The organism is Gelidibacter pelagius (assembly GCF_017581925.1).
Taxonomy (GTDB): Bacteria; Bacteroidota; Bacteroidia; order Flavobacteriales; family Flavobacteriaceae; genus Gelidibacter; species Gelidibacter pelagius.
The window spans coordinates 81,130-93,873 of sequence record NZ_JAGEVG010000010.1 but is presented as its reverse complement, the minus strand read 5'-3'; the positions used below and the strand labels follow the sequence as shown (position 1 = coordinate 93,873).

At 37.3% G+C, this 12,744-nt stretch carries 13 protein-coding genes; 8 read left to right on the top strand and 5 right to left on the bottom strand.

Translation table 11 applies throughout. The features are described 5' to 3' along the window. Positions 1-124: 124 nt before the first annotated feature. On the top strand, positions 125-1,693 hold the full coding sequence (locus J4051_RS09940) for a M28 family metallopeptidase (RefSeq protein WP_208233714.1): 1,569 nt from the start codon (positions 125-127) through the stop codon (positions 1,691-1,693). 217 nt (positions 1,694-1,910) lie between these two features. Then, positions 1,911-2,507 carry a hypothetical protein gene (locus J4051_RS09935; protein WP_208233713.1) on the top strand — a complete coding sequence of 199 codons (597 nt, stop codon included), beginning with the start codon at positions 1,911-1,913 and terminating at the stop codon, positions 2,505-2,507. Between the two features lie 54 nt (positions 2,508-2,561). On the opposite strand, the gene lpdA is transcribed toward J4051_RS09935, so the two are convergent. From lpdA to J4051_RS09920, 3 genes are all read right to left on the bottom strand, one after another. Next, positions 2,562-3,962: a dihydrolipoyl dehydrogenase gene (lpdA, locus tag J4051_RS09930; protein ID WP_208233712.1), complete on the bottom strand. Its 1,401-nt coding sequence runs from the start codon at positions 3,960-3,962 to the stop codon at positions 2,562-2,564. A gap of 118 nt (positions 3,963-4,080) precedes the next feature. Next, positions 4,081-4,707, bottom strand: a complete 627-nt coding sequence (locus tag J4051_RS09925; protein WP_208233711.1) for a CPBP family intramembrane glutamic endopeptidase — start codon at positions 4,705-4,707, stop codon at positions 4,081-4,083. Between the two features lie 5 nt (positions 4,708-4,712). Further along, positions 4,713-5,171: an Lrp/AsnC family transcriptional regulator gene (locus J4051_RS09920; RefSeq protein ID WP_208233710.1), complete on the bottom strand. Its 459-nt coding sequence runs from the start codon at positions 5,169-5,171 to the stop codon at positions 4,713-4,715. 167 nt (positions 5,172-5,338) lie between these two features. Between J4051_RS09920 and J4051_RS09915 the strand changes: the two genes are divergently transcribed. From J4051_RS09915 to J4051_RS09895, 5 genes are all read left to right on the top strand, one after another. Continuing rightward, positions 5,339-6,541, top strand: a complete 1,203-nt coding sequence (locus J4051_RS09915; protein ID WP_208233709.1) for an aminotransferase class I/II-fold pyridoxal phosphate-dependent enzyme — start codon at positions 5,339-5,341, stop codon at positions 6,539-6,541. A gap of 208 nt (positions 6,542-6,749) precedes the next feature. Next, positions 6,750-8,237: a Na+/H+ antiporter NhaC gene (gene nhaC / locus J4051_RS09910; protein ID WP_208233708.1), complete on the top strand. Its 1,488-nt coding sequence runs from the start codon at positions 6,750-6,752 to the stop codon at positions 8,235-8,237. A gap of 229 nt (positions 8,238-8,466) precedes the next feature. Then, complete coding sequence (locus J4051_RS09905) at positions 8,467-9,111, top strand: peroxiredoxin (protein ID WP_208233707.1); 645 nt, start codon at positions 8,467-8,469, stop codon at positions 9,109-9,111. Between the two features lie 103 nt (positions 9,112-9,214). Continuing rightward, on the top strand, positions 9,215-9,529 hold the full coding sequence (locus tag J4051_RS09900; protein WP_208233706.1) for a thioredoxin family protein: 315 nt from the start codon (positions 9,215-9,217) through the stop codon (positions 9,527-9,529). Further along, a complete protein-coding gene (locus J4051_RS09895) occupies positions 9,510-9,767 on the top strand; it encodes a DUF6952 family protein (RefSeq protein ID WP_208233705.1) in 258 nt (85 codons plus the stop codon). The genes J4051_RS09900 and J4051_RS09895 overlap by 20 nt, the downstream gene beginning before the upstream one ends. Positions 9,768-9,853: 86 nt before the next feature. Here the strand turns inward: J4051_RS09895 and J4051_RS09890 are convergent, their stop codons facing one another. Then, positions 9,854-10,378 carry a fasciclin domain-containing protein gene (locus J4051_RS09890; protein WP_236027350.1) on the bottom strand — a complete coding sequence of 175 codons (525 nt, stop codon included), beginning with the start codon at positions 10,376-10,378 and terminating at the stop codon, positions 9,854-9,856. Positions 10,379-10,747: 369 nt separating this feature from the next. On the opposite strand from J4051_RS09890, the gene J4051_RS09885 reads away from it, so the two are divergent. Further along, positions 10,748-10,984 carry a DUF2007 domain-containing protein gene (locus tag J4051_RS09885; protein WP_208233703.1) on the top strand — a complete coding sequence of 79 codons (237 nt, stop codon included), beginning with the start codon at positions 10,748-10,750 and terminating at the stop codon, positions 10,982-10,984. Positions 10,985-11,027: 43 nt separating this feature from the next. Here the strand turns inward: J4051_RS09885 and J4051_RS09880 are convergent, their stop codons facing one another. Continuing rightward, on the bottom strand, positions 11,028-12,653 hold the full coding sequence (locus J4051_RS09880) for an ABC-F family ATP-binding cassette domain-containing protein (RefSeq protein ID WP_208233702.1): 1,626 nt from the start codon (positions 12,651-12,653) through the stop codon (positions 11,028-11,030). Between the last annotated feature and the right edge of the window lie 91 nt (positions 12,654-12,744).

Genomic DNA, 12,744 nt, shown 5'->3' with positions numbered 1-12,744 from the left:
TCATCAAATTTCACAGGAAATCTATAGTTCTTTGTTAAAGTTTGTTAAATGAATTGAGAATTAAAACTTAAATTCTTGTGTTTTTCGTAATATCGCATTTCACTTACATATAATTTATATTTTAATGAAAAAGTCTCTTATTATTGCAAGTATTGCACTAAGCATTTTTGCTTGCGGATCAAGTCAACAACAGGCAACCATGCCTGAAACAACCGTTTCTGTTGATCCAACGGTATATGGAAACACCATTACTTCTGATGAATTAAAAGAATTATTATACACTTTCGCATCAGATGAATTTGAAGGCCGTGATACAGGTTCTAAGGGCCAGAAGATGGCTGTTGAGTTTCTAAAGGAACAATATATTTCACTTGGAATTCCTTCGCCACTCTCAGATGGTGATTACTTTCAGGATGTGCCTTTAGTCAATCAAAAATCTCCAGAAACTGACATCACAGTGAACGGCGTCAAATTTGAAAATTATACTGATTTTGTAACTGCTGGTGCTGCATCCTCTCAAACCATAACGGCATCTGATATTGTATACGCTGGCTATGGTATAGAAGCTGAAAATTACTCAAGCTATTCTGGTTTGGACGTTAAAGATAAAATTGTTTTGATCAAAGCAGGAGAGCCAAAAAATGACGATGGTACTTATGTGACTACAGGATCCAAAGAAGATACCAAATGGTCAGTAGGAAGACAGGCGCTTTCATCCAAAAGAGAAGTGGCTAAAACAAAAGGCGCCAAAGTCATATTAGTTATGGACGAAGCCTACTTAAAAATGGTTTCAAACTTTATGCAGGCTGCGGCCAAATCTGGTCGTGATGGTCGTATTACACTTAAGGACAAACAAGATGCTATGATTCAGATTTTAATCAGTGACAAATTAGGAAAGGCACTATTAGCGGATATTGAAACGAATAAAACTTCAAAAGACATTGCAACAAATTTGGAGATTAAAGTGACCAGTCATTCTGAAGATGTCAATTCCGAAAATGTGTTGGCGTTTATTAAAGGTTCTGAAAAACCAGATGAAGTTTTAGTTCTATCTGCGCATTTAGACCACGAAGGCATTAAAGATGGCGAAATATATAACGGAGCGGACGATGATGGTTCAGGAACCGTGGCCCTTCTAGAGATTGCAGAAGCATTTAAATTGGCACAAAATGCCGGCCATGGCCCAAAGCGTTCTATCTTATTTTTACATGTTACCGGTGAAGAAAAAGGTCTTTTAGGCTCAAGTTATTATACCGATGTGAATCCTATTTTTCCATTGGAAAACACCATCGCCAATCTCAACATCGACATGATTGGAAGAATAGATCCAAAACGTGAAGGCGATAGAAATTACATTTATTTGATCGGTTCTGATAAATTGAGTACGGACCTCCACAATGTTTCTGAAGAAGCCAATAGTAAATACACGAATGTTACTTTGGATTATACATTTAATGATGACAATGATCCGAACCGTTTTTACTTCAGATCAGACCACTATAATTTTGCAAAGAACAACGTACCGGTCATTTTCTATTTTAACGGTACGCATGACGACTATCACAGACCGTCTGACACGCCAGACAAGATTGAATATGACCTGTTGGAAAACAGAACGAAATTGGTGTTCTACACCGCTTGGAAATTGGCCAATAGGGAAGATCGAATTATCGTTGATAAAGTCAGCCAGTAAACCAAATACAATTCTATTAATACCGAAGGGCGAAACAAAACAGTTTCGCCCTTTTTTATTACTAAAATCTACTTTTTAATATGAAAAACAACTCGGAATTTACATTTCATCTGAAAAAACCTCCCTAAATCGTTCAAATGATGGTGTTTGAAAAATATAATGTAGCTTTAAATAAAATAGAAAAGATTTGATGTTTTAATTTAACTTATCCTATCCTATGGCCTTGAGAAATTACTTATATAATATTGTCCCAAATTTAGAACCTTTTGATTATTCACTGCATCATGACAATCAGTTTATCAATCAAGAATGGGTTTTGATCAATGGCATTGAAGATGCCAAGGCAATGTATGTTTTTAAACCGAACAATGAATTGGTCATTTCTGAAAATAATGAAGTCACCAAGACAAGATGGAGTTTTATAAATTCCAATTTCCTGTCCATTACCACTGAAGATGGTATTGTGCTGATCAAGGCGTATTATAAAGATAAAGACGTACTGGTCTTAAACCAGAAAGCTTCCGAGGATTATTCGTTTTTTATAAACGCCACCGATTACAAAACCTCGATAAACAATAAAGACGACGTCCAAAAATACCTAAAGGAAAAATATCTTAAAAAGGCATCAGAGCTTATCACTGAACATGAATTCTACTATATCCAGCGCTCTAAGGAATATGGACCTTGTACCATGAAAGAGCTCTTTAAAAAGGTAAAAGACAAAGCTGTAAATGCCTATTGCCTGATCAGAGATGTAAACGAAGCCGATTACAATAAGAAACTTCGCATTATAGATTTACTTCAAGAAGTATAAATGAAAAAGGGCGAATGCAGATGCATTCGCCCTTTTTCAATTTGAATTTTATTTTTAGATATGCAATGCTCTATCATCGGTAGCCGCCAAAGCCGCTTCCTTAAGCGCTTCCGTATACGTTGGATGTGCATGGGAGATACGTGAAATATCTTCCGCAGACGCTCTGAATTCCATTCCTACAACCGCTTCAGCAATCATATCGGCAGCACGAGCTCCAATCATATGAACTCCAAGAATTTCATCGGTTTGCTTATCCGCTAGGACTTTAACAAACCCGTCCAAGTCCATACTCGCTCTACTTCTACCTAAAGCACGCATAGGGAACTGTCCTGATTTATACGCTACTCCTGCTTCTTTCAATTCTTCCTCTGTTTTTCCAACAGCAGCCACTTCTGGCCAAGTATATACGACACCAGGAATTAAATTGTAATTGATATGTGGTTTTTGGCCCGCTAATGTTTCAGCCACAAAAACGCCTTCTTCTTCAGCTTTATGTGCCAACATCGCACCTTTTACTACATCTCCAATAGCATAAATATTTTTGACATTGGTTTGCAAATGTTCGTTGACTTCAACCTGTCCTCTATCCGTCAATTTCACCCCTGCAGCCTCGGCATTAAGTCCGTCTGTATAAGGACGTCGACCAACTGAAACCAAGCAATAATCACCCTTGAACTCAACTTCTTCACCTTTTTTGTTATCCGCTTTAACAATAACCTCATCTCCTTTACGCTCAACAGATTTAACCTGATGCGATACGTTGATACTGAATTTAGCCTTTTTAAACACCTTGTTCAATTCTCTTGATAATCCAGCATCCATAGTAGGAATGAGGCGATCCATGTATTCAATAACTGTGACTTCTGAACCCAATCTTCTATAGACCTGTCCAAGCTCCAAACCAATGGCGCCACCTCCAATAACAATTAAATGCTTTGGAATTTCTTCAAGCTTTAATGCTTCTGTTGACGTGACAATGCGCTCTTTATCCAAGTCAATAAAAGGCAAATTGGACGGCTTACTGCCAGTAGCAATAATGGTGTGTTTCGCTTCAATCTCTTCTGTTTTCTCACCTTTGATCGTGATATGTGTGGCGTCTTTAAATGATCCCAAACCTTGATATACATCAATTTTGTTTTTCTTCATCAAGAAGTCAATACCACCAGTAGTTTGATCAACAACCGCTTGCTTACGGGAGATCATTTGCTTTAGGTTCACTTTTATATCGCCGGGAATTTCAATCCCGTGTTCTTCAAAATGCTTAACAGCATCTTCATAATGATGAGAAGAATCTAAAAGGGCTTTACTGGGAATACAACCAACATTGAGGCAGGTGCCACCAAGAGTTGAATATTTTTCAATAATTGCAGTTTTCATGCCTAATTGTGCACAACGGATTGCTGCTACATATCCTCCTGGGCCAGAGCCAATAATGGCTACATCATATGAATTCATAAAATTGTTTTTTGATGTTTGTTAAAATTGAGTACAAAAATACGATTTTGATTGACCTTTTCCGAATTACGACCTGCGATTTTATGATTCTTGAATTATAAGTTTTGAACTCCAATCCTTAGTCAGGAAATCCAAGCATTTGCCCCATCCCCACCGTAAACAGCCAACATCCATATATGGCGTGTTCAATGGACACTAAAAGCGTCGATTTTGTTTTATCATAAGTCAAAGCAAAAAGAATACCTCCTAAAAAAGTCATCAACATGACCAGCGGGTTTCTATAGAAAATATGTGCCAATGAAAACACGATAGCATTAACGAAAATAAAAAGTGATTTGCTTTTAAAAAGAGAAGCATACCGTTGAAAATACAAAGTGCGGTAAATTAATTCTTGTGGATAGACGGAAAACATCGCATAGGCAAACAAAATGACCACCCAAAGTTTCGGTTTCTGGTAAAGGACATGAAATAGATCTGATTTAGCCGTAAGCCACATATATCCAATGGTCAAAAAGGCAATGATTACCAGTTTAATACCAACATGTTTCCAAAAGAATTGCCACTGTAAGTTTGGTGCAATTCTGAATTTGTTACCCTCAACTTTTAACAAAACATAGATGACATAAGCAAATCCAGAAACTGCAAGTAAAGCTTTGATAATAAAAGGATAATCTAAGGCAAAACTTATGGGTAAGATTATGAAAATCAAGAAAAATTCAGTGAGCTTGTAGGTGACTGAATGCATTTGAATCAGATGGTTATAGCAGTCGTATGTTTGACCTCATTGATCACAAACATGCTATGGGTACTGCCAATATGGTTGATGGATGTTAACTTATTGACCATAAACTCTCTAAAAGCTTCCATGTCTGATACAATAACTTTTAAGAGATAATCATAATCACCACTAATATGGTGACATTCCATCACTTCTGCAAGATTTGCAACCTCTTTTTCAAACTTATTGATATAGTCTTGCGTATGTTGCACGAGTTTCACATGGCAAAACGCCACGAATTTTTTGTTGGCTTTCTCCTTTTGAACTAAAGCTACGTATTTTGAGATGATGCCCTCTTTTTCCAATTTCCTAATGCGTTCGTAAACCGCCGTTACTGAGAGGTTGAGTATATTAGAGAGTTCTTTATTGGTCCGCTTGCTATTATCTTGAAGGAGCTTGAGAAGCTTTTTATCGATGTCATCAAAATTCATAAAAGAAAAATTTTCAGTTGAAAGAAAATAAAAGTATAAAATGATTTATAAAAATCTATAAAATTATACATATTTAGATATAAAACCTAAATTTAGTCACATATATTGATAAATCATCTAAAATAGAGGATATTTGAATCAATTAAAACTTATATAAAGACAATAAGATGGCATTTAAACCAGCAAATAACATACAAGATTTACAATACTTTGGAGAATTTGGAGGAGTTAATCCTTCAATATCCGATTCTTCCACCTACACGTTTCTTTCCGCAAAGACCATGTTTGACACCTTTGAGGGAAATGCAGACGGTTGCTATTTGTATTCACGCCACTCCACACCTTCCAACCTCTATTTAGGTCAAGCCTTAGCGGCAATGGAAGGCACGGAAACTGCTAATGTGACCGCTTCAGGAATGGGTGCTATTACATCAGTTTTAATGCAACTTTGTGATGCGGGGGACCATATTGTTTCAAGCCGGACAATTTATGGTGGCACTTATGCTTTTTTAAAGAATTTCACACCTCGTTTTAAGATAGAGACCTCATTTGTTGATATCACTAAGTTAGATGTGGTTGAAGCCGCCATTACACCAAAAACAAAGGTTTTGTATTGTGAATCGGTAAGTAATCCTTTATTGGAGGTTGCAGACGTTGCCGGATTGGCAAAGTTGGCGAAGAAACACAATTTAAAACTTGTGGTTGACAATACGTTTTCTCCTTTATCGATTTCACCAGCGCAATTGGGAGCGGATGTTGTCATTCATAGTCTGACCAAGTTCATCAATGGTTCCAGTGACACTGTGGGTGGTGTCATTTGTGGCACCCAAGCCTTTATAGACGATTTAAGGAACGTCAATGACGGTGCTTGCATGTTGTTAGGCGCGACCATGGATAGTTTGAGAGCGGCATCTATATTGAAAAATTTACGGACGCTACATATTCGGATGCAACAGCACAGTATGAATGGCCAATACTTGGCAGAGAAGCTTGAGAAAGACGGTTTAAAAACGGTTTATCCTGGCTTGGCATCACATCCTTCTCATGAGTTATTCAAAACTATGATGAACAAAAAGTACGGATTTGGAGGCATGTTGACCCTTGATGTAGGTTCTTTGGAAAAGGCCAATGCCTTAATGGAATTGATGCAAAAACAAAACCTGGGTTATCTTGCTGTGAGCCTCGGATTTTATAAGACTTTATTTTCTGCTCCTGGAAGCTCAACTTCGTCTGAAATTCCAATAGAAGAGCAAAAAGAAATGGGCCTTAGCGATGGATTGATCCGTTTTTCTATTGGATTGGATGCCGATATTGAAAGAACTTACGATATGATGCGAGAATGCATGAAGGAACTGAATATTTTAGAATAAATTCAAAATCTAATATTTAGATTACTAAATTCCAAATCATAAAATCCATGAAAGGAAGTAAGAGGTTTTGTATCTTAAACCAATCATTTTAGATCTGCTAAGATCAGTGTTATCTGTGTTCCATAAAAGTAGTACTCCAAATTGATTTGCATAGGTTTGTCGAAAATCGTAACATTACGTACTATAACTTCTAACCGACTTTTTCCGTATGCAAAGCCAAGACATTAAACCAAGAGAACCTCAGGATGAACACATCGTTGAAAACAAGGAATTAAATATATGGGAAGCTTTAATTCCGGTATTTGCTCTGGTAGCCATGTTAGCTTATAATGTTTATGTGTACGGCGGTGATGCGTTGAGTGGCTCCAACCAGTTTGTATTATTATTGGGAGGCGCCGTTGCGGCTGTTGTGGGTGTCTACAATAAAGTTACGTTCGGACAAATGTTGGAGGAAGTTTCAGAAAACATAAAATCTACTGCTACCGCCATTATCATTCTTCTCATGGTCGGCGCACTTGCCGGCACTTGGTTGATTAGCGGTATTATTCCAACTATGATCTATTATGGGTTGCAGGTTTTAAATCCAACGATATTTTTGGCTGCATGTGTGATCATCTGTGCCATTATTTCTGTAGCTACAGGAAGCAGTTGGACCACATCGGCAACTGTTGGTATTGCGCTTATTGGTATTGCACAAGCCTTAGGAGTCTCATTAGGGATGACTGCTGGTGCTATCCTTTCCGGAGCGTATTTTGGAGATAAAATCTCACCAATGAGTGACACGACTAACCTGGCTCCAGCGATGGCCGGAACTGATCTGTTTACACACATCAGATATATGCTCTATACAACAGTACCAACATTAACCATCACCTTGATTGTTTTTGTGGTTATCGGTTTAAACATTGACACCACAGGGTCAGCAAATACCGAAGGAATTCTAACCGCACTCAATTCGGCAATTAATGTAAGCCCTTGGTTGTTTTTGGTACCCGCAATAGTCATCATATTAATTATAAAAAAGACACCTCCACTTGTTGCTCTCTTGGGAGGCACCCTTTTGGGCGGTCTTGCAGCATTAATATTCCAACCAAATATAGTAGCGGCCATAGGTGGCGGCACTTCTTTGAACTTCACTACCGGCTATAAAGGCATTATGGATGCCATTACGGTTGAAACAGCAATACCAACAGAAAATGAAGCTTTAAAAGGTCTCTTTGCCTCTGGAGGAATGACCAGCATGTTAGGCACTGTTTGGCTGATTTTATGTGCGATGGTTTTTGGTGGCATAATGGATGCCATAGGTGCTCTTTCCGCAATCAGCAAAGCGCTCTTGAAATTATTCCACACCACATTTGGCCTGTTTGCAAGTACGGTGGCCAGCTGTTTGACACTCAATCTTACGGCGAGCGATCAATATTTAGCTATCGTAGTTCCTGGTAAAATGTATGCACAAGCCTATAAAGATAAAGGGTTGGCTCCTGAAAACCTTTCTAGGACTCTTGAGGACAGTGGAACGGTCACGTCGGTTTTGGTGCCCTGGAATACCTGTGGGGCATATCACAGTGGCGTTTTGGGTGTTGACACCCTACACTATGCGGGATATGCCGTTTTTAACTGGCTAAGTCCATTTATGACCTTATTGTTCGCTGCTTTCCGAATAAAAATCAGAGAACTAACTACGGACAACGCTTAAACTGCTTGAAGTTTCAAAACCCGCTGGATGGAATCAAATCGCACCTTAATGAAACTATATTGCCAAGTTGCAAATCAGTGACTTATTTCGAATCGCCAGTCACCATTCATTCCAATGCATTGATAAAACTTATAGCAATATAATTTTATATAATCAATTTCTATAGTTAATACTCTATGTTATGGGTAGTTTTGTTCTTGAAAATATGAACCATTAAAAATTATAAACTATGTCATTTGTAGGAAAAAAATTTCCAAATCTAACTGTTAACGCAATGAATGAAATGGGCGAAACTTTCGGCCTTAACGTTCTTGAAGAAGCAACAAAAAATAATAAAAAAGTACTTTTATTTTGGTATCCAAAAGATTTCACTTTTGTATGTCCAACGGAATTACACGCTTTCCAAGCTGATTTAGCTGAATTTGAAAAACGCAATACAATTGTTATTGGTGCTTCTTGTGATACTGCTGAAGTTCACTTCGCATGGTTAAACACAACAAAAGATAACGGCGGTATTGAAGGGGTAACTTATCCAATTTTAGCCGACTCCAATAGAAACTTAGCATCAACATTGGATATTTTAGATATTACCAATGAAACTTACAATGAAGATACCGGTGTTGTAACTGTTGAAGGTGACAATGTAACCTACAGAGCCACCTATATTATTGATGAAGAAGGAACTGTTGTTCATGAAAGCATCAATCACATGCCATTAGGAAGAAATGTTAAGGAATATCTTCGCTTGATCGATGCTTATACGCACGTACAAGAAAAAGGAGAGGTTTGTCCAGCAAACTGGGAAGAAGGTAAAGATGCAATGCAAGCGACTTCAAAAGCTACTGCTGAGTATTTGAAAACTCTTTCAAACTAAGCCTTTAAAGGCAGGGAAAAAAGATTCAATCTATTGGAATTGAATTGGAATTTGACTTCCTGTCACCCGACAGGAAGTTTCATTAATTATAAAATTTAATAATATGGTAAAGGAATTAGATCAAGACAATTTAGGGCAATTGGTATCAGATAATGAAACTGTCGTTGTTCAATATTCAGCGACCTGGTGTGGTAATTGTAGAATTATGAAGCCGAGATTTAAAAAGCTGGCAACTGAAAATGAAAACATGACCTTTGTGATGGCCGATGCGGAAAAATTTCCAGAATCAAGAAAATTAGCCAATGTAGACAACTTACCTACTTTTGCAGTTTTCAAAAATGGAACGTTCGTCAATCAGGTACAGACCAACAAGTATGAAGTTTTAAAAGATTTAGTCAATGAAGTTACCAGTAATTAGACATCTCACTCAATTTATTGAGGACAATGATGAAGATTTTGTCATAGAGACCATTGAAACATTGGAAAACCTCACAGAGGTACCTTCCTTAAAAGATGAAGAACTCGATGTAATTGGAGAACTTCTCTCTAATATGTATGGCGCATTGGAAGTACATAAAATGATAAAAGAAGGCACTCCCAACAAGGAGGCTCTAAACAATTTTATGTCTCGCGTCACGGGATCGATAGACAAGTAGCATAAATATTATCATATAAAAAACCACCTCATCCAAGGTGGTTTTTTTGTATGTGCTATTTTCGCTAACCGCTATAAAAGAGGATTCTATTTTGCCATCCCAGGTAAGAGTACGGTATCAATAACGTGAATCACTCCGTTAGATTGATTAACGTCAGCAATGGTTACCTTAGCTGAGTTTCCGTTTTCATCAGTCACATAAACATCCTTCCCTTTGTTCCAAGCGGTTAATATTCCACCTGCTACAGTTTTTATGACTGCTTTTCCATTACCGTTCTTTATTAATTTTGCAATATCCACAGCGTTCCATTTACCCGCAACAACATGATAAGTCAAAATTGCTTGGAGTTTTTCTTTGTTTTCTGGCATAACTAAGGCTTCAACAGTGCCTTTTGGTAATTTATCAAAGGCGGCATTAGTAGGGGCGAATACAGTGAAAGGCCCTTCGCTTGAAAGCACATCTACTAAATCTGCAGCTTTGACTGCAGCCACCAAGGTTGTATGATCTTTAGAGTTGACAGCATTTTCCACAATGTTTTTTGTAGGATACATTTCAGCACCACCTACCATTTTTGTTTCTTGTTTCATCATTTTCTCTTGTTTCTTCATCATCTTTTCTTGAGCAGAAACAGATGGTCCCAAGAAAACTGAACCCAATATGAGTGCGATGCTAAATAATTTTGTCGTTTTCATAATATTATTTTTTAAAATTAAATTGTGAATGTTATTTCATTCAGCATACCTACGTTATTTTTTAAATATCGGTTTTCATTTTAACTTTAAACACTTTCGATTTAAAGTTACAAAATCAAAAACTTCAGGCCCATAAGACCGGTACGGGCAGGCAAGCCCTCTAAGTATGAATAAGGATTTGTCTTTTTGACCGAGGTAAATATCGAGGTTTTAAAATCCACTGATAGGAATAAAACAGATAGTTTTATGAGGTTATTTTTTGTATCTTAATTGCTAATATTTGAGACTATGGTAGACAATGATTATGTGAAAATTTTTTCTGGAACCTTCATTATAGTTCAATTGGTTGTGGACCGTTTGGATAGTGTTGGCATCAATGCCATTGTGAAGGATGAATCTGAATCTGCAAGAATGGCAGGATTCGGATCTTCCTTTCAAGGATTTCAAGAACTTTATGTATCTAAAGAAGAGTTAGATCATGCGATTCCTATAGTAGAAGCCGTAAAAGCTGAATTGGAAATATAAAAAAACCCTGAATCGCTTCAGGGTTTTCGATAATGACATGCAATTATGCGTTTACTGCATACATTTTATCTCTATGCTCTTTAATTTTCTTATCGTCCATATACTCATCAAAGGCCATGTAGCGATCAATCACGCCATTTGGAGTGAGTTCAATTATCCGATTTCCTACAGTTTGTGCAAACTCGTGGTCATGGGTGGTAAACAAAACAGTGCCTTTAAAGTTGGACAGAGAGTTATTGAACGCTGTAATACTTTCGAGGTCCAAATGGTTAGTTGGTTCATCCAACATCAACACGTTGGCCCTCATCATCATCATTCTACTTAGCATACAACGTACTTTTTCTCCTCCTGACAATACATTCGAAGTTTTTAATGCTTCTTCACCACTAAAAATCATTTTCCCCAAAAACCCTCTAATGTAAACCTCCTCACGCTCTTCTTCAGTAGTTGCCCACTGGCGCAACCAATCTACAAGTGTCAATTTATTCTCAAAAAACTCGCTATTATCTAATGGCAAATAAGATTGTGTGGTTGTTATCCCCCAATTATATGTTCCTTTATCTGCTTTTTCCTTACCGTTAAGTATTTGATAAAATGCCGTTGTAGCTCTTGAATCTTTTGAATACACGACCACTTTATCACCTTTAGCCAAATTGATATCCACGTTCTTGAACAATACTTCACCATCCAAAGACGCTTCAAGTCCGCTAATGTTTAAAATTTGATCTCCAGCTTCTCTATCACGTTCAAATATAATTGCTGGATAACGACGACTTGAAGGTTTGATATCGGATATATTCAATTTCTCGATCATCTTTTTTCTACTCGTCGCTTGCTTGGATTTCGCAACGTTTGCAGAAAAACGACGAATAAACTCTTCGAGTTCTTTCTTTTTGTCTTCAGCCTTTTTGTTTTGTTGTGAACGTTGTCTTGCTGCTAATTGAGAAGATTCATACCAAAACGTATAGTTTCCTGAATAATGGTTGATCTTACCAAAATCTATATCAGAAATATGGGTACAAACCGAATCTAGAAAGTGTCTATCGTGAGAAACGACAATCACACAGTTCTCGTAATTGGCTAAAAAATTCTCCAACCAAGTAATGGTTTCGTAATCCAAATCGTTGGTAGGCTCATCCATAATCAACACATCAGGATTTCCAAATAAAGCTTGCGCCAACAAGACACGGACTTTCTGTTTCCCGTCCAGATCCTTCATTAAAGTGTAGTGATATTCTTCTTTAATACCCAGATTTGATAGCATTGCCGCCGCATTACTGTCAGCGTTCCAGCCGTTCATTTCTTCAAATTGCACTTGAAGTTCCCCTATTTTATTGGCGTTTTCATCTGTGTAGTCTGCATAGAGCGCATCAATTTGTGATTTTAAATCATATAGTGGCTTGTTACCCATAATAATGGTTTCCAAAACAGTGTGCTCATCATATAAATTATGATCCTGTTCCAAAACAGACATACGTTTTCCAGGTTCCAAATGGACATGACCAGAAGTTGGATCCATTTTTCCCGCCAAAATTTTCAAAAAAGTTGACTTTCCTGAACCATTGGCACCAATTATACCGTAGCAATTACCTTGATTGAAGCTGGTATTGACTTCATCAAAAAGGATACGTTTGCCAAACTGAACCGAAAGATTAGAAACTGATAACATTTTACGTATTTTAAATTTGCTGCAAAAGTAGAAAAAACCTACCATTTTAAGAAACTTAAAGGCCTATATTTAAACTGCTGCTTAGTTCCAC